Origin of the sequence: Desulfoglaeba alkanexedens ALDC (assembly GCF_005377625.1) — a bacterium.
Classification (GTDB): Bacteria; Desulfobacterota; Syntrophobacteria; order Syntrophobacterales; family DSM-9756; genus Desulfoglaeba; species Desulfoglaeba alkanexedens.
Map to the genome: position 1 here is coordinate 1808803 of NZ_CP040098.1, position 17200 is coordinate 1826002.

A 17200-nucleotide genomic window follows, 5' to 3' on the forward strand; every position below is an offset into this window, starting at 1 on the left:
GAGTCATGGATTTAGGGCCAACATGACACGGTCTGTCCGGCGACGCAAGGTCCACGGCCTGATCCTCCCGCCGCCGGTTGCCCTCCCCTCCCCTCCCCCTTCCCCTCCCACAAGGGGAGGGGAAGGGGGAGGGGAGGGCAGTTTCAGAGCTCGGAGCGGGCCAGCCGTTCCTTCAGGGCGTAGAGTGTCTGAAGGGCCGCCAGCGGTGTCATGCGATCGAGGTCCAGCGCCAGGATCTGCTCCTGGATCCATTCTGCGGTCGGGCGAAACAGGCTGAGCTGGAAGCCTGCTTCCTTCGGCCTGGCCGCCCGGACCTTTCTTCGGTGGGTCAAAGCCTCCGCAACGCCGCCCGGCGGTCCGTGCTTTCCGGCTTCCAGCTGGATGAGGATCTCCCTCGCCCGGTCGATGACCTCGCCGGGGATTCCGGCAAGCCGAGCCACCTGGATGCCGTAGCTCCTGTTGGTGCCGCCGGGAACCAGCTTGTGAAAAAACAGGATATCGTCCTCCCACTCCTTCACGGCTACATTGAAATTCTTGACGCGAGGAAGCCTTTCCGCCAGTTCGGTGAGTTCGTGATAGTGGGTGGCGAAAAGCGTTTTGACTCCGACCCCCTGATAGTTGTGAAGATGCTCGGCCACCGCCCAGGCCAGGCTCATCCCATCGAAAGTGCTCGTTCCCCGGCCGATCTCATCGAGAATCACCAGGCTGCGTGGCGTAGCGGTCCGGAGAATATTGGCCGTCTCCTGCATTTCCACCATGAAGGTGGAGCGCCCCCGTGCCAGATCGTCCGATGCGCCCACCCGCGTGAAGATCCGATCGACAATTCCGATCCGAGCTCTTTCGGCGGGAACGAAGCTTCCGATCTGCGCGAGAAGCACGATCAGGGCGCATTGGCGCAGGATGGTCGATTTACCCGCCATGTTGGGACCGGTGATGATGAGAACCTGCTGCGCTTCCTGGTTGAGTTCCAGGTCGTTGGGAACGAACGAACCGTCTTCCATGAAGTGCTCGATCACCGGATGACGGCTTTCCCGTATGGAAAGATCGCCGCTGTGGTCCACGATGGGACGGCGGTAATCGTTCAAAGCCGCGGTTTCGGCCAGTGAGTGAAGGCCGTCCAGCTCGGCCACCTTCCGGGACATTTTCTGGATGCGGTGCCCCTGGCCGGCCAGCCAGTTCCTGAGTTCCCGGAAGATGGCTTCTTCCAGTTCCATTCGCCTGGCATCCGCTTCCAGTACCTGGCTTTCGAACGTTTTGAGTTCATCCGTGATGAACCGTTCGGCGTTGACCAGGGTCTGCTTGCGGACATAGTGGTCCGGCACCAGCGAAAGATTGGCGCGCGAGACTTCGATGAAGTATCCAAAGATTTTATTGTAACGCACCTTGAGGGAGCCGATGCCGGTCCGCTCCCTTTCCCTGGCCTCATAGTTCAGCATCCATCCCTTGGCGTCCCGGCTGAGCCGAGTGACCTGCTCCAGCTCGGGATGAGCGTCCGCCCTGATGTATCCGCCCGCCGCCGCGGCCGGCGGATCCTCCACCAGGGTTTTTTCTATACGCTCGGCCAGGTCGGAGAGGTCGTCCCAGTCCGCTGAAATCTCCTTCAGCATGCCGCCTTCATGCTCAGCGAGGGCTTTGCGGATTTCGGGAAGGGATCGGAGCGACTTCCTGAGCGCCGCCAGGTCCCGAGGCTGTGCGGAACCCACGCTGATGCGCCCGAGGATGCGTTCCATGTCCTGGATGCGTGACAGGTGATCGGCCAGCCGGGCCATGACCGCGGGCCGCTCCACGAGTTCCCCCACGGCTTCCTGCCGAGCCAGAATCCTTTCCAGATCCAGCAGGGGAAACCGGAGCCATTCCTGGATCTTTCTGGCTCCCATGGGCGTTTTCGTCCGGTCGATGACGTCCAGGAGCGAACCCTTCCGGTTTCCGAAGGTGGCGGAGCGGAAAATCTCCAGGTTTCGAACGGTGGCCTCGTCCAGGGTCATGTAATCGTGGGGATGGTACGGCAGGAGAGACCTCACGTGCGAACAGTCCCCCAGGCGGTTGGCCCGCGCGTAATGAAGGATGGCGCCCGCAGCCTGGATACCCGCCTTCATGTTCTGCAGCCCGAATCCATCCAGGGAGTGGACCTTGAAGTGCTCGATGAGCCGCTTTTCGGCGCGGCGCCGGTCAAAGGCGTCGGAATCGACAAAGGTGACGGTCACTTCAAACCGCCGTTGCAGCTGGTCCAGCCAGGCGGGCCGGGCGTGTTCGTCTACAAGCAGTTCCCGGGGAGCAACCCGTAGAATCTCGTCGAAAACCGTGCTCTCGGCATCCAATTCCACGACCTTGAATTCCCCCGTGGAAATGTCCAGGTACGCCAGCCCTTGGCGCCCCGAATTCTCGGCCACCGCCGCCAGGTAATTGGGGGACGCCGCCGCCAGGTTCTGTTGTTCCACCACCAGCCCGGGTGTGATCACCCGGGTGACTTCACGGCGCACCAGGCCTTTCGCCTGCCTGGGATCCTCCACCTGATCGCACACCGCCACCTTGTGGCCCGCATCCACCAGCTTGACGATATAGTTTTCGGCGGCATGGTACGGCACGCCACACATGGGAACGGGGTTTTCCGCCTGTTTGTCTCGCGATGTGAGAGCGATATCCAGGATCTTCGCGGCCTTCACCGCGTCGTCCAGGAACAACTCGTAAAAGTCGCCCATTCGGTAGAGCAGCAGCGCGTCGGGAAATTCCGCCTTGATCTCCAGATACTGCTGCATCATCGGAGTAAGCTTCTGCATGAAACGCCTTCCCTGCGCCCGGCAAACGTCATCACTCCGCCGGACTCCGGCCTTCGACTAGAAGGTGGCGGAAACGCCGGGTCTCCACTATTTAACGTATCCTTTCGAAAAGGGGCAATCTCTACTGTGAAGTATCTCTATTCAATAAATCGGGGTGACTGATTTTGCAGCAAGGCAATGGATTCCAACGACGAGCCCACGGCGGTCGGCCTCGACGTGGCTGCGGCCCCGTTACTGCGGGCCTTGATCGCAGAGTTCCATAACCAGAGGGTGACGGTGCTACTTCCATCCTGCTCCCAAACTCCACCATCAACCTTGTTCCCAAGCTCCAGCTTGGGAACACAAGTGTGTAGAAGCTCCAGCTTCGATTGAGGCCGTTCCCAAGCCAGAGCTTGAGAACGAGGGGGAAAATCCATCACAAAGGGCCCGAACAGGCCCTACTTCCTCGCATCGAGTATCGTAGCGAGGATCCCGGTCTTTACCCACAAAGATCACTTCGAGATCCTGGCCGGCTCTCTTCAGTCCCCTCCCCTTAATCCCCTGCCACAAGGGGAGGGGAAATAGAATCTGGCATCAAATATTAGGTCTGTTATTTTCTACCCTACCAGAATATTATCTTAATGCACGTTAAGAAAGGGGTGGATGATGCCACAGGGTGACGGCACGGGCCCATTTTGGGGCCAAGGAAAGGGAAGAGGACGTGGTGGTCAGGGCCGGAGGATGGGACGGAGGATGGGACGTGGTCCCGGGGCCGGCCGAAGCGTCGGGCCAAGGGGTTGGCCATCCGGTTTTGGGTACAGGACCCAAGCGCCTGTCACAGCGGCTCCGCAGGTAGACCAAGAAAAGTGTGTTGGCTGCGGCGAGTGCGCCAAAGCCTGCTCGTTCGGAGCGATCTCCATTCAAAACGGAAAAGCAGTCGTGGCCCCGCAGCTCTGCCAGGGCTGTCGGGTTTGCGTATCTGCCTGCCCCAAAGGGGCCATCTCGTAGCGGGTTAACACATGGCTGGCGGAGAGGAGGCGAAACCGCGAACTCACATCGGACGTTGGTTCATCGCGGCGAGGGCGCCGCTCCCACAATGGGCGCTGCTCCCACAACGGGCGGGGTTGTTTTTCTAGGAGCCGGCGCGCTCGGCCGATCCGCATCAAGGTGACTGCGTTTTCCCGGCGGATGAGGATGTCCGTGACCCAGGAAAACCGCAGAAGCCCCTTGGGAGTCACCTGCCAGTACTCGAGGAGGTTCACTCGAAGGTCGGGATGGGACTTGTTGAGAGGAAGGTCGTTCACGAAGCGGAAGTAATGGAGGGTTTCGGGGTTGTCTTCCGCTGCCTGCCAGAACTCCACAGCCCGGCCCTCGGCGATGGCCTCGTCGGCCTTTTCGAAGAGGAAGGCGTGATCGCTGGGTTTAACCCCTCGTTACAACGGCCGGCGGCGTTGCGTTCGCAGTCGTTTTTGGTGTCGCCGTCTTCTCTCTGCATCACTTCGGGGGGAAAGGGGATCACGGCCTTGTGGCCCGGGTGGACGAGGGCGGCTCCCATCATTTGCAGGGAATACGTGGTCTTGCCGGTGCGAGAGGTTTTTCGAAGGCAGGCGTCGGAAAAGACCTTTTCCGACGAAAATAGCCCGTGCCGTCCAGGGCCAGGATGTAGCGGCCGTCCAGCACGGTCATCTGAGCCAGCGCCTTGCCGCGCTGAAGCCGTGAGAAGATCTCGCGGAAGGCGGGTCGGAACACATAGGGCGAAACCTCATCGAGAATCTCCCCCATGGTGCTGTGGCAGGGATCTTCTCGATGTGGTAGAGCGCGTGCAGGTTGTGATCCCGAGCCGACCAGCGTTTCTCAAAGGCCAGAAGAGAGGGATCCTTCAAAGAAAACATGGCGAAGGCGCTCATGCCCGCATCCGCAAAGGAGATCTGCGGCCTGCCTTTGCGGGGATCGGGGATCTTTTCGAACTCACGGCGCACCGCTCTCACCAGGGCATCTGCATTCAGATGCTTGCGAAGTCGGATCTTGGAGGAAGGAGCGTCTTTGCTGGACTTCATGGCAAAATAGCCTACCAGAGACGCGGGCGGCTGTCCGGCATGAGACAGCAAAATAGTCGAAAAAATTCACCTCCGAAACCCCCTTCGGAGCCCGAAATCACCCCCTGGGTTCGCGAAAACCAAATCCTCCGAGGCCCGGTTTTCAAGGCTTTAGAGGGGCTCCAGAAATTGCTGAGACATACCGACGTGAGAACCACAATGATTTATACGCATTGCATACCGAGGATGACGGCAAAAGAGGGAAAAAGCCCGCTTGATTTTTAATGAGATACAATGATGAAAAATATAATTATAAACCAGGCATGTTTCTTGCTTTTATAGCTAATACGCATTTTTGTGTATTAGCCATAAAAAGCCGTTTAGCTAATAACTTGTTCTCGGCGGCTGCGCCGCCGAGAATCGCGGTGCTGACTTCGTCAAGTACCTTGCGCTGGCGCCTTGCGCCAGAACAAGGTACTTGACCGGACACCGCACACCGATCAACCAGACTACGTCTGTTTGATCGGCGCACGGCGCCGGTCAGCACCGCGATTGGCCTTGAAAAAGAACCTTGACAAAATGCCTTTTAGAATGTACAGATGAATGTACACTTGTGGGGGTATATCAATGAAGACTATTGCTTTCACCGATTTTCGTAAAAGGGCTTCAGATTTAATAACTGAGGTAGAGCATGGGGAGACGCTTATTCTTCTCAGGCGTGGAAAGCCCGTGGCTGAAGTAGTTCCGTTTTCTGACAGGGCACAAAGAATGCCAGCATGGAAACAATCAGGAATCCAGCTGCGTATTCCCGGAGGCGATTTGTCCTCTGCTATTTTAGAGGAACGTGGGACGGCTCCATGAAACTGGCGGTTGATTCATCATCATTTGCTAAAAGGTATGTGCAAGAGGTTGGCAGCGACAAATTGGATGATTTTTTGGAAAGCGCTTCGGAGTTGGCTTTATGCGTTATTTTGGTGCCTGAAATAATTTCTGGCCTCAACAGGCGACTGAGAGAACGCATTTTGACTATCGTGGACTATCGGACGGTAAAGCAGCAGCTGATGGACGATGTCCGTGATGCAACTGTTTTACAGATCACTCCTTCAGTAATCTCGCGTTCCGTAAAACTCTTGGAGGGCAATGCCTTACGAGCATTGGACTCTCTGCATGTCGCATGTGCTCTTGAGTGGCAGGCAGACCTGTTTGTAACCTCGGATAGAAGGCAATTTCTGGCTGCCACGAATGCAGGTCTTCGCACTGAATATATTGGCCAACCAGACGCTTCAGCCGACGGCTAGTCGCCGCGGCTGAGCTTTTCGTTAGGTTTGAGGACAACGATGAGCACTACGTCCAAAGGAAATACGTTTGAGGACAGAGTGTACGGCTCGTTGGAGGTTGAACTAGAGAATGATCGGCTTTGCGTCTCCCCAAGAGCTGCAAAGATATTCAAGAAGAAGAGATACCACTTACAGGATAGGGATTCTGACATCATCACGGATATCTCCATCGAAATCACTTTACCAGGTAAGGATAAGCCGTCTCTGATCTGGATATTCGAGTGCAAAGACTATTCTGGCAGCAATTCCCGGAGCGGATGGTCCTTGGGTGAAAAGCGGGCGTGAAAGGAGAGTCTTCGAGTGTTCAGCGGGCCGTTTGGGGTGATCGAGGGTCCGAACGTCCCGTTGAGGGATGCCACCCGGAGCGTGAGGGGCTCAGATGCCCGGTTTGAAGGCGCACCTCCGCATCGGTTCTTCGGGTGAAAGGCTCAGGTTCTGCATGGGGTAATTCCTTTCTCCGCCCTACGAGGTGTTATAGGCGATGATCGGGGTCAGCCTTTTGTATCCGTAAAGAAGGGCCTCGTAGAGCATCCGGATGGACTCCAGGCGGAAGTCCCAGAACATGGCCCGGATCCTCTCCCAGAGGTCCCGTTTGGTTTGGAGCTTTCGCCATACGGCCTGAAACAGCGGGCAACACAGTTGGAGGCTCTGGTCCACGCAGAAGGCCAACATCATGAGGGTGACGAAGACGGCGCTAAGGTGTTTTCGGCCCAGGCCGTAGTTGTGTTCGAGGTGGTAGCCCTGGTTTTTCAAGGTGTTGAAGGTTTCGTTTTCGATGCGCCAGCGTGCCCGGCCGATCCGCATCAAGGTAACGGCGTTTTCCCGGCGGATGAGGATGTCCGTGACCCAGGAAAACCGGATAAGCCCCTTGGGAGTCACCTGCCAGTACTCGAGGAGGTTCACTCGTAGGTCGGGATGGGACTTGTTGAGGGGAAGATCGTTGATGAAGCGGAAGTAATGGAGGGTTTCGGAGTTGTCTTCCGCTGCGTGCCAGAACTCCACAGCCCGGCCCTCGGCGATGGCCTCGTCGGCCTTTTCGAAAAGGAAGGCGTGATCGCCGGGTTTAACCGAAAGGACGAAGCGGCAGTCGAAGCGCTTGAGGGTTTCAATGTGGGGAGCGTTGGGACTGAGGGCATCTTCGGTCACGATGAGCTTGATATGGGGATGATCGGTTCTCAGGTTCTCGTTACAACGGCCGGCGGCGTTGCGTTCGCAGTCGTTTTTGGTGTCGCCGTCCTCTCTCTGGATCACTTCCGGGGGAAAGGGGATCACGGCCTTGTGGTCCGGGTGGACGAGGGCGGCTCCCATCATTTGGAGGGAATAGGTGGTCTTGCCGGTGCGAGAGGTTTTTCGAAGGCAGGCGTCGGAAAAGACCTTTTCCGACGAAAAATAGCCCGTGCCGTCCAGGGCCAGGATGTAGTGGCCATCCAGCACGGTCATCTGAGCCAGCGCCTTGCCGCGCTGAAGCCGTGAGAAGATCTCGCGGAAGGCGGGTCGGAACACATAGGGCGAAACCTCATCGAGAATCTCCCGCATGGTGCTGTCGGCAGGGATCTTCTCGATGTGGTAGAGCGCGTGCAGGTTGTGATCCCGAGCTGACCAGCGTTTCTCAAAGGCCAGAAGAGAGGGATCCTTCAAAGAAAACATGGCGAAGGCGCTCATGGCCGCATCCGCAAAGGAGATCTGCGGCCTGCCTTTGCGGGGATCAGGGATCTTTTCGAACTCACGGCGCACCGCTCTCACCAGGGCATCTGCATTCAGATGCTTGCGAAGTCGGATCTTGGAGGAAGGAGCGTCTTTGCTGGGCTTCATGGCAAAATAGCCTACCAGAGACGCGGGCGGCTGTCCAGCATGAAACAGCAAAATAGTCGAAAAAATTCACCTCCGAAACCCCCTCCGGAGCCCGAAATCACCCCCTGGGTTCGCGAAAACCAAATCCTTCAAGGCCCGGTTTTCAAGGCTTTAGAGGGGCTCCAGAAATTGCTGAGACATACCGACGTGAGAACCACAATGATTTATACGCATTGCATACCTAGGATGACGGCAAAAGAGGGAAAAAGCCCGCTTGATTTTTAATGAGATACAATGATGAAAAATATAATTATAAACCCGGCATGTTTCTTGCTTTTACAGCTAATACCCATTTCTGTGTATTAGCCAGAAAAAGCCGCTTAGCTAATAACTTATTAGCGAGTATAGAAGATGAGTTTTTCAGAATTTTTAAAAGATTTATCGATCATTGTAGCATCTTGCACCGCCATTTATGGGATTGGTTCTTGGCGACGGGAATATGTTGGAAAAAAACGTGCTGAGTTAGCGGAAGAAGTATTGTGTCTGTTTTATGAAGCACGAGATGCGGTTCAACATATCAGAAATCCTTTCAGTCACGGTAACGAGGGCAGCTCCAGAAAAGCAGCCGAAAATGAAACGCCAGAACAAAAAGAAGCGTATGATAGGGCTTACGTATTATTTGAAAGATTCAATACACATATCGAATTGTTCAATAAAATGCATTCGATGCGCTATAGGTTTATGGCACAATTTGGAGTTGAGGCTGGGAAGCCATTCGATGATTTCCGGCGGATTTTAAATAAAATGCAGGTTTCAGCTCAAGCTCTTGCTAGGGAATGGGCTAAAAAATATCATCATTTCAGAACAGAGGAACAGGAAGCATCTCACTTCAATTTTATCAAAGAACAAGAAAACATTTTCTGGGAAGGGCTCCCGGAAGAGGATACAATAAAACCAGAAGTTGAACGGTGTATTGAAAATATCGAGAAGATTTGTAGGCCAATAATTGACAACAGATCAGTGTTTACCTCGGTAAGCAAAATCAATTTCTTGCGAAAGTTATACGGGAAATTCGCTAACAAGATTAATTCAGCCGACGCAAAAAGCCGCGCGGCTGATTAGCGCCGTTATGCTCAAAAGATGAAGGACAAGAGGGAGGTGGGTTCGTGATAAATACATCAGGTAAAAAAATGTTTGAAATTGCAGGACATTTAAAGGAACTGGACAAATATGGCAAAGTTAAAGGGCTTCAAGGAAACGAGAAAGGCTATGCCAAAATAATCGAAATTTGCCGAGGTTGTTCTGTCTAGGTTCATCATTTGCGCAGCGACGATCTAATAATCGATGTTATGGTTTCTCATTCTGCTCGTAAGAATAATCCCGCATTGTGCGATAGCACTGTCAAAAAATTTGAAGATTTTTTCGGTAGTCCAGTTAAAAAAACAAAATGGAACCATTCTATAGATCAGAATTATGAATACGAGCGGTACTATACTGTTGTGAATGACAAGAAAACGGCGGAGATAATTGATATAGTAGATAATATCAAGAAACTATTCGCATAACCATCGGTTGCAGGCGACCGCTGAAAGCGGCGCCTGAACCGTAACGTTAGCATAAATAAAAAAGGAGGGGACAGTGAGCGAAGAAAATAAAAAATGTCCATTTTGCGGTGAAGAAATTTTATCGGTCGCAGTAAAATGCAAACACTGCGGGGAATTTCTAAATAAGGCTGCTTCTCCACTTCAAAACCAAGATAGAAATAATGACGTGGAAAAAACATTATGGGAAGGCCATCCATCACATTACTATTATTTATTTGCTTACATAATCGGGGGAATATTAATCTTAGGATCTGGCTTAGGATTGCTGGTTATTCTTATCGCAATTCTTGATAGAAAATGCAAAATATTCACTATAACAAACAAAAGGGTGAAATCAAAGAAAGGGATAATTTCTCGCTCGATCCATGAGGTTTTCATCAAAGATATACGAAGCGTAAATGTACACCAAAGCATTCTAGAAAGGTTATTTAATTTGGGTACCGTTAATATAGGAACGGCCGGTACAGCAGGCATTGAAGTTTCATTCAAGGGGGTATCGGAAGCACCAGAGATTAAAGAAAAAATACAAAAATTAAGAGGGCAACACTATATGCTAACAACTTTATCCAGCGGAGGCAAACCGCCGGCTCTTCAAGCCGTCGGCTTGCGCCGCTGATGTCGGCGTTCCTCCGGACGCGCTTCGCGCGTCCGGAGGAACGCGGCGCTGACTTCGTCAAGTACCTTGCCCTGGCGCCTTGCGCCAGAACAAGGTACTTGACCGGACGCCGCACACCGATCAACCAGACTACGTCTGTTTGATCGGCGCACGGTGCCGGTCAGCACCGCGATTAGGCGCATGAGAACCATCGTGGGACCTGGGAGCGAGTGATGCTGACCACACCCATATTCCGACCGTGGCGGCCCCTCTGGGACGCCCAGCTCGCCGACGCGACGCGGCAACTCGATGAACTTGCAAAGGAGCGACAGAAAGGGCGCCAAGTACCGCCGCCGGTACACGACTGGTCCGATGCTCAGCGCGTCCTTCTCGCAGCACATTTGGCTAAAGGGCGGGTGTCCTCTGTCAAGTTCATGCAGGATAAGATCGAACCGCTTCTCAAAGCGTGCGTGTGGCCCCGCTGGCTTCTTCTTGAAGCAGCCCTCGACCATGCCGCGACTTCGGGCGATCTTCACCTGAGCGCACTCATCCTTCGAAGTCAGATCGAGGAACTGGATGCCCTGCGGACCGTCGCCATAGTTCTGTCGTGCCGAGAACAGGGTTCTTGGAACGCTGAGGCCATGGCCAATGCGATTCAGACTATGACCAAGCGTGTCCTACCAAGGCTGGAGACCAAAACAGACGAACAGCTCATTGAACAGGCCACTGATGCGGCCACCGCTGCTACACGTTCCGAACCTCTCCAGCGGGTCTTCGACCGGCTCAGCGAATACGTCCACCCGAACTACGGCAGTCACGTCCTGACGGTGCGCCCACATGGCGTCGAGGCCGCCAAGGTTTTCGTCGAGGCCTTCGTGTCGATCTACGAAGCGTTCCTTTCCCTTCCGTGGGCGAAAGATGGCGATGATAGTCGCGAAGAACCGACACAGCGGGGCCAAACAGATTCACGAGATCCGTACCTTATCCTGGCGGACGATACCATCCCGACGCTGAAGCCGGCGTTCCCGGGCGTTGGGGAGAAGAAATGGGACGATGCCGCCGAGTGTTTCCGTCACCGTGCGGCCTGCGAGAACAACTGGGCCGCTCTAGAGGACTTACCGACTGATATCGAAGCAATCCGCGCCCTGAGCGCGAACTCGGTTCCGTCAGATTCTTGGCCGGAGGCTCTCAGAACAGTTGCAGGCCAAAACAGGTATGCGTTCCTCGTCGCGCAAGAACACCGACTTGCTCAAGATGCCGCGCACCTGGTTGCCGGAACCGGCCTGTGCGATGACAAGGAACGGCTCTCGGTTTTGGTGTTGGTGTCCGGCTTGAACTTTGCGATCAACGTGACCGAGCACAAACTGGATTTGCTGGCACGTCAGGCAGCGCGATTGATCAATGCGGAGAATGTGCTCGGGGCGACTCTGGCCGTCCGGTCAATGCTCGAGCATCATGCCGTAGCGATCGAGTTGGGTGACAAGTTGCGAGCACTGTGGGAACGGGCGGAGAAAGGCGCCCCGAACGCGCCTCAAGTCGCCGAGGCGTTCGCGGAGGCGGAGAAGCAAATCGCTCGCGTACTCGCGGGGAGTTCGCAACCGTCGGAGGTATCGTCATCCTGGCGAAGCCTGTGGCAGGAAACCATTCGGAGGCCCTACAACGTCCTCGGACCCGTCAAGGCCCTGGATGCCGCACAGCCCGGGTTCCTGAAGACCTATGGACTCCTTTCACACATTGTTCATGGAACCGTGTGCACCGGGGGTGACCTCCTCGGCACGCGTTCCGGTGGTTCGAAGGCCGGACACCCAATGCTCGCGCAGTTGATCCTCAACCTTGCACGACTCTGCGACACCGATGCGATCCTGGATCGACAGGCCGTGTCGATGACCGTTGCGCATCGGCTCGATGTCCTACGGCGCGACCCGAGCGGGCTTGGAGAGCGCATCAAAGCGATGAACCTTCTCGAAGGGCAGAAACTGAAGCCCGGTCGAGATATCTTTGGGTCTGGAACCGCGAATGATCCGTACCGCTTCCGGGACGGGCTCCTCTATCACGACGCCTACTATCACTACTTGGCACAGGAAGGCATCCAGGTGCGTAATCGCAGGCTCGAGCAGCTTAGCGGCGGGTTCGGCGATCGGGTCGAGGCGGAAGACGGCCGCGTACTCTACTTTCTGAATGACAAGCTGCATCTGCAATGATCCTCGGGCGAATCGGCGTCGGTACGTCGATCAAGACCCGATTTCTGCACAGCACCGCCTAACAACCGGTTGCAGCGGACGGTCCGCTGCGCGGCTCGCCGCTGAACCGGAGCGTTGGCCGGGGCACATGGACATCACTACGAATAATGGAGGAAAGGCATAATGGAAAAGGCAGTATGGATGAGCTTCGACCTTGGAGTCAGGGGCGATTATGAAGGCTTGTACGCATGGCTTGACTCAAAAAAAGCAATTGAATGTGGAGATAGCCTTGCATTTTTTAAATATGATGTTTCAGAGGATATTGTTGAAAGCCTTGAGAAGGAAATCAAAGAAAATGTGGAAATAAACAAGAAGACACGTATTTATGTAATTTTCCGTGATGCCAAAACAAAGAAAATGAAAGGAAAATTTATTTTGGGCAGTAGAAAAACCGCTCCTTGGGCTGGATATTCAGGTAGTCAGGAGCAGACGGAAGAAGAGGAGCTATAGCTGATGGAATATGCTCTTGCTGACACAGGTGTGTGGTACGGGATATTTGATAGCCGAGATCCAAGGTATAATGAAGCACAGTCAAAGATTGAATTCTTTGACCTTTTGACGATAGTGATTCCATGGCCTACGGTTTATGAAACACTCCGAACTCGTTTTGTGAGAAACAGATCTGGTCTTCAGCTATTTGAGATATTTTTGAAAACCCATCCTATTGTGTATATTGACGACGATATTTACAAAAATGAGGCTCTTGACCTATCCATAGAATCCTCATTGCGAAAAGGAAGACCACTCAGCATGGTAGATTGTTTACTTAGGTTGATTATTGATGATCCAAATGTAAAAATAGATTACCTATTAACCTTTAACCAGCCTGATTTCATCGATGCATGTAGAAAGAATCGTGTGGAGATGTTGTAAGACTGCCAACCAAACCTTGAACCGGACGCAAAAAGACGCGCCGGTTAAGGTTGCGTTCGCCACTAACCTGCTTTTGACATTCGAGAAGGTAGATGGTACTTTTTAAACAAAATTAAGAGGAGCTTACATCATGCAGAATACGTTCGAAATACGACATCTTTCCAAAGAAGAGAAGCTTAGAGTGATGGAGGCTATTTGGGAAGACCTATCAAAAGATGGTGAGGAAGTAGAATCCCCCAAGTGGCATCAGGAGGCTCTTCAGGAAACAGAGGAACGGCTAAACTTGGGAGAGGAAAAGATGGTTGATTGGCATACTGCAAAAAAAGACCTCCGGGAAAGATTCCAATGAAAATCAAGATACGGAGATCGCATGTCCAGTCAATTGACTATATTGAGGAAGATCATATGCAACGACTTCTTCGCGCTTTCGTTTCAAAAGATCTGTACCCAAGTGAAATAATACCTGTTTCAATTCATCCAACTACGCGTCAACAAATTAATTTCCGACTTAAAACAGGAAGCTTCATATATGGATAAAACAAAGATGGCATATTCTAAAGATGAAGATGTTCTGCATATAGTTGTCTCTGAGGGAAAAGAAGCAGACAGTATTGAGTTGAGCCCAAATATTACGGCTGAGTTGAATGAAAGCGGTGAATTAATTGGTATAGAAATATTAAAGGCAAGTTCTTTTCTCCGCGATACAATATTGGAATCGTCGCAAGCCAAAATACTTAAATTAAAAAAATCGTATAACAATTAAATCCAGCGGATGGCTTGCACCCCCGCTGATTTAAGCCGTTGGGTCGATTAAAAAGAAAGTCAATTTATACCAAATACGGTGGAGGCCCCCTGTGTCAGGGTAGTTGTCGTAATGATCTGAATCCATCTATAATTGAGCATCTTGGGGGCGATGGAGGATCGGATCATGCGATATTCCAAAGAGCGTAAAGAAGCTGTTCTGAAAAAGATGATGCCGCCGCACAACCGGTCGATCATCGAGCTGGCCAAGGAGGAAGGCATCAGCGAGGCTGCTCTGTACCTCTGGCGCGGGCAGGTGCGTGAGCGGGGGCTGCTGCTCGACTCGGATAGAGCACCCGAGGGCTGGAGCGCGCGGGACAAGTTCAATGCCGTTGTTGAGAGTGCCGCCATGAACGAGTCCGAGCTGGCCGAGTACTGTCGCCGGAAGGGGCCGTATCCCGAGCAGTTGGCCCCACTGGCGCAGGAACTGCGAGACGGCCGACGACTGGGACCGCGAAGTGAACCGCCGGCTGAAAAGCGAGCAGAAGGCCGATCGCAAGCGTATCCGCCAGGTCGAACGTGAGCTGCACCGCAAGGAAAAGGTACTGGCCGAGAGCTCTGAGCGTTACGGCTTCCACCTCGACCAAACCGTGGTCCAAGGCTATGGCGTTTGCGACGCTTGTCGACGAAAGGAGGCAAGATGAGAGGGTTTTTAATCGGTAATCTTTTCCTTCTGGCACCCCTGTATGGGGCGGCTTCCGCCGCCGAGTCCGTACGCCTTACCATCCTCTACGATAACTATTTGTCCAACGAGAGCCTGCACACCGCCTGGGGCTTTTCCTGCCTGGTGGAAGTGGGTAAAAAGACGATCCTCTTCGACACCGGGGGAAGCGCCGAAATCCTCCTCTCCAACATGGCGACCCTCGGGATCGACCCGGCCCGGATCGAGATCGTGGTTCTCTCTCATATTCATGGCGACCACGTGGGGGGTCTTTCCGGCGTTCTTGAGCTGAACAATTCGGTAACAGTCTACCTCCCCGCCTCTTTTCCGAGTTATTTAAAGGATCAGGTCAGGGCCCACGGAGCTTTGGTCGTAGAGGTGCGAGGTCCCACGGAGATCGTTCCCGGCGTTTGGTCCACCGGCGAGATGGGAACCTGGATCAAGGAGCAAGGATTGGTGGTGCAAAGTTCCAAGGGACTTGTGGTGATCACCGGCTGCGCCCACCCCGGGGTGGTGAACATAGTCGGAGCGGCGAAGCAAATTGCTGACCAGGAGGTTCACCTTGTGGTCGGGGGATTTCACATGTTCGGGATGTCAAAAGCCCAGGTTCAGTCCGTCATCAACGCCTTCCAGAAGCTTGGGGTCCACCAGGTTGCCCCCTGCCACTGTTCCGGTGACCTCACCCGAGACCTTTTCCACGCGGCCTATGGTGCCGGTTTCTTTCCGGCTGGTGCCGGCTGGTCCATCGATCTCAGACCCAATCCTTGAGGGAATACAAGCAGCGGTATCTTGTTTGATCTTTCCAAATCAGCTCAGCCTCATCGCCATCATTTCTTCTTACCTTGTGCCCGGTTCAGTACCAATCGATTGCCTTCTTATCTTCACTGACCAAGTAATTCCCCAACTCGGCCCCTGAAGATCGGGCCGGACTGCACCCGCAGCACCCATCCTGGAGGCAAAGGAAACACGCCGTTTCACGGCCGCTCTACTGAGGAAGGTGCATCCCTCGGCGGCCGGTCGCGCTCCGGCGGCTCGATCCGGCCCGATTCTGAAGGCTCAGACTCTCCGCCAGGCACCTCCGCGTCTTCGGAAGCATGCAGCAACGCTTCCAGCTCGGCACGGGCCTTCCGCTCCTCGTTCACAAGTTTTCGCAGGTGCAACCAAGGTTTCAGCATCAGAGCCATGCCAATCAGAATACCCATGAGACCCACGGCCAGAAGCAGGGATCCCACCCGGTGCGTCCACTCGACCTGCTCCCGGATGTAAAGGTTCAAGCTGAAGGGGAGCACCATGTCGAACGTGGTCATGTTCTGGCGGATGAACAGAACGATGACGGCTACCAGCAAGGCGGTGGTGAAGAGCCTAAACAGCCTCATCGGCGCTCTCCTTCCTGAAATGAGGTAACAGTTTGGCGAAGGTCTGCTTCAAATGCTCCGGTATGCTTCTCACCTCTGCAAAGACCGTCATAAAATTCGTATCGCCCTGCCAGCGCGGCACGATGTGAAAGTGAAGATGGCTCTCGACCCCGGCGCCCGCCGCCGCGCCAAGGTTCAACCCCACATTGAACCCATCGGGCTTCATCACTTGCCGCAGTATGCGGATCGACTTCTGGAGCCATCGCATGATGTCGGTCATTTCGTCTTCGTACAGTTCCTCCAGGCCGGCCACGTGCCGCCAAGGCGCCACCAGAAGATGACCGTTGTTGTAAGGGTACTTGTTCATCATGACCATCGTCAGCCGGCCCCGGAAAAGGATCAGTCGCTCTTCATCGCTGTGCCCGTCACCTTCCGGGCAAAAGATGCAGTAAGGCTCGCGTTTGCCGAGAATATATTCCATTCGCCAGGGCGCCCACAAAGGCTGCATCAGGCCACTCCTACAGCTCAACGATTTCGCCGTCGATGGTTGGACCCAAGTGAAGAATTGCAAGGCTGGACCGAACGCGGCCGCGCCCGGAAAAAACGGAACCCGGATTCATCCAGAACACGCCGTCTTCGGTCCCCTTGAACGGAAGATGAGTGTGGCCGTAAAGGATCGCCTCCACGCCGGAAAACTCGCCACGAAGACGGGCTCGAAGGTCTCCGCCCGGACCCCACCCGTGAACGATGCCGACACGATGCCCGTTCAAATGGAGCACCTTCCGGTCCGGCAGTCGGCTGCGGAGGACGGCATCATCCATGTTTCCGCAAACCCCCTCCAGCGGGTACTGTTCAAAAAAATCCAGCACCGGAGCCCGGACCCAATCCCCCAAGTGAATCACCAGGTCGGCTTCCCGGCAGTAGCGGTCACAGAGACGTTCCAGGTCACGATTCACGTGGTTTAAATGCGTATCTGAAAACACCACCACTTTCATGGAACGGGAACTCCAGAAACAACTCGAAAAAAGTCCTTAGAATTTCATAAGTTAACAATCAGATTACACCACAGCGTTCGAAAAACTCAAGGCCTTTTTGGCGGAGATATCCGGAAAGCAACCGCTCAGCCGCTTGCAGACTTTCTTACATCGGAA

The 17200-nt window shown here is 54.1% G+C and carries 21 protein-coding genes; 13 read left to right on the forward strand and 8 right to left on the reverse strand.

Annotated elements, in window-relative coordinates; genetic code table 11:
* Positions 1 to 143: 143 nt before the first annotated feature.
* Positions 144 to 2777 carry a DNA mismatch repair protein MutS gene (gene mutS / locus FDQ92_RS08165; RefSeq protein WP_137424107.1) on the reverse strand — a complete coding sequence of 878 codons (2634 nt, stop codon included), beginning with the start codon at positions 2775 to 2777 and terminating at the stop codon, positions 144 to 146.
* Between the two features lie 732 nt (positions 2778 to 3509).
* Here mutS and FDQ92_RS16485 point away from each other — a divergent pair.
* Positions 3510 to 3764 carry a 4Fe-4S binding protein gene (locus tag FDQ92_RS16485; protein ID WP_170180250.1) on the forward strand — a complete coding sequence of 85 codons (255 nt, stop codon included), beginning with the start codon at positions 3510 to 3512 and terminating at the stop codon, positions 3762 to 3764.
* Here FDQ92_RS16485 and FDQ92_RS15235 read toward each other — a convergent pair.
* From FDQ92_RS15235 to FDQ92_RS08175, 3 genes are all read right to left on the reverse strand, one after another.
* The gene (locus FDQ92_RS15235; protein WP_170180103.1) at positions 3677 to 4117 is read right to left on the reverse strand and encodes a hypothetical protein; all 441 of its coding nucleotides are present in this window, start codon (positions 4115 to 4117) and stop codon (positions 3677 to 3679) included. The two genes, FDQ92_RS16485 and FDQ92_RS15235, sit on opposite strands and share 88 nt — an antisense overlap.
* 193 nt (positions 4118 to 4310) lie before the next feature.
* Entirely contained in the window at positions 4311 to 4442 is a 132-nt protein-coding gene (locus FDQ92_RS15940) for a hypothetical protein (RefSeq protein ID WP_281276802.1), read from the reverse strand.
* The gene (locus FDQ92_RS08175) at positions 4439 to 4813 is read right to left on the reverse strand and encodes a hypothetical protein (RefSeq protein WP_211341218.1); all 375 of its coding nucleotides are present in this window, start codon (positions 4811 to 4813) and stop codon (positions 4439 to 4441) included. Before FDQ92_RS08175 ends, FDQ92_RS15940 begins: the two co-directional genes overlap by 4 nt.
* A 606-nt stretch (positions 4814 to 5419) precedes the next feature.
* Here FDQ92_RS08175 and FDQ92_RS16245 point away from each other — a divergent pair.
* Both FDQ92_RS16245 and FDQ92_RS08185 read left to right on the forward strand, forming a co-directional pair.
* Positions 5420 to 5653: a type II toxin-antitoxin system Phd/YefM family antitoxin gene (locus tag FDQ92_RS16245; RefSeq protein ID WP_137424109.1), complete on the forward strand. Its 234-nt coding sequence runs from the start codon at positions 5420 to 5422 to the stop codon at positions 5651 to 5653.
* Positions 5650 to 6090: a type II toxin-antitoxin system VapC family toxin gene (locus tag FDQ92_RS08185; protein WP_137424110.1), complete on the forward strand. Its 441-nt coding sequence runs from the start codon at positions 5650 to 5652 to the stop codon at positions 6088 to 6090. Before FDQ92_RS16245 ends, FDQ92_RS08185 begins: the two co-directional genes overlap by 4 nt.
* Before the next feature lie 501 nt (positions 6091 to 6591).
* Here FDQ92_RS08185 and FDQ92_RS08190 read toward each other — a convergent pair.
* Positions 6592 to 7941 (reverse strand): transposase, encoded by a 1350-nt coding sequence (locus tag FDQ92_RS08190; RefSeq protein WP_137424111.1) that lies wholly within the window; start codon positions 7939 to 7941, stop codon positions 6592 to 6594.
* 390 nt (positions 7942 to 8331) lie between these two features.
* On the opposite strand from FDQ92_RS08190, the gene FDQ92_RS08195 reads away from it, so the two are divergent.
* From FDQ92_RS08195 to FDQ92_RS08235, 10 genes are all read left to right on the forward strand, one after another.
* Entirely contained in the window at positions 8332 to 9042 is a 711-nt protein-coding gene (locus FDQ92_RS08195) for a hypothetical protein (protein WP_137424112.1), read from the forward strand.
* 44 nt (positions 9043 to 9086) lie between these two features.
* Positions 9087 to 9230, forward strand: a complete 144-nt coding sequence (locus FDQ92_RS15240; RefSeq protein WP_170180251.1) for a hypothetical protein — start codon at positions 9087 to 9089, stop codon at positions 9228 to 9230.
* A gap of 328 nt (positions 9231 to 9558) precedes the next feature.
* On the forward strand, positions 9559 to 10140 hold the full coding sequence (locus tag FDQ92_RS08200) for a PH domain-containing protein (RefSeq protein WP_137425767.1): 582 nt from the start codon (positions 9559 to 9561) through the stop codon (positions 10138 to 10140).
* 212 nt (positions 10141 to 10352) lie between these two features.
* Entirely contained in the window at positions 10353 to 12320 is a 1968-nt protein-coding gene (locus FDQ92_RS08205; protein WP_137424113.1) for a hypothetical protein, read from the forward strand.
* Positions 12321 to 12482: 162 nt separating this feature from the next.
* Positions 12483 to 12809 (forward strand): hypothetical protein, encoded by a 327-nt coding sequence (locus FDQ92_RS08210; RefSeq protein WP_137424114.1) that lies wholly within the window; start codon positions 12483 to 12485, stop codon positions 12807 to 12809.
* 3 nt (positions 12810 to 12812) lie between these two features.
* Entirely contained in the window at positions 12813 to 13232 is a 420-nt protein-coding gene (locus tag FDQ92_RS08215) for a PIN domain-containing protein (RefSeq protein WP_137424115.1), read from the forward strand.
* 130 nt (positions 13233 to 13362) lie between these two features.
* Positions 13363 to 13581 carry an addiction module protein gene (locus FDQ92_RS08220; RefSeq protein ID WP_137424116.1) on the forward strand — a complete coding sequence of 73 codons (219 nt, stop codon included), beginning with the start codon at positions 13363 to 13365 and terminating at the stop codon, positions 13579 to 13581.
* A gap of 180 nt (positions 13582 to 13761) precedes the next feature.
* Positions 13762 to 13995 (forward strand): DUF2283 domain-containing protein, encoded by a 234-nt coding sequence (locus FDQ92_RS08225; protein WP_137424117.1) that lies wholly within the window; start codon positions 13762 to 13764, stop codon positions 13993 to 13995.
* 165 nt (positions 13996 to 14160) lie between these two features.
* Positions 14161 to 14556 (forward strand): transposase, encoded by a 396-nt coding sequence (locus tag FDQ92_RS08230; RefSeq protein ID WP_170180252.1) that lies wholly within the window; start codon positions 14161 to 14163, stop codon positions 14554 to 14556.
* A 117-nt stretch (positions 14557 to 14673) separates the two neighbouring features.
* Positions 14674 to 15462: an MBL fold metallo-hydrolase gene (locus FDQ92_RS08235; RefSeq protein ID WP_137424119.1), complete on the forward strand. Its 789-nt coding sequence runs from the start codon at positions 14674 to 14676 to the stop codon at positions 15460 to 15462.
* Positions 15463 to 15668: 206 nt separating this feature from the next.
* On the opposite strand, the gene FDQ92_RS08240 is transcribed toward FDQ92_RS08235, so the two are convergent.
* Genes FDQ92_RS08240 through FDQ92_RS08250 form a run of 3 tightly spaced genes read right to left on the reverse strand, consistent with a single transcriptional unit; the run spans position 15669 to position 17044 of the window.
* Positions 15669 to 16070, reverse strand: coding sequence for a LapA family protein (locus FDQ92_RS08240; protein WP_137424120.1), 402 nt, complete (start codon positions 16068 to 16070; stop codon positions 15669 to 15671).
* Positions 16057 to 16557: an HIT family protein gene (locus FDQ92_RS08245; RefSeq protein WP_137424121.1), complete on the reverse strand. Its 501-nt coding sequence runs from the start codon at positions 16555 to 16557 to the stop codon at positions 16057 to 16059. Before FDQ92_RS08245 ends, FDQ92_RS08240 begins: the two co-directional genes overlap by 14 nt.
* 10 nt (positions 16558 to 16567) lie before the next feature.
* On the reverse strand, positions 16568 to 17044 hold the full coding sequence (locus FDQ92_RS08250; protein ID WP_137424122.1) for a metallophosphoesterase family protein: 477 nt from the start codon (positions 17042 to 17044) through the stop codon (positions 16568 to 16570).
* Positions 17045 to 17200: the final 156 nt, after the last annotated feature.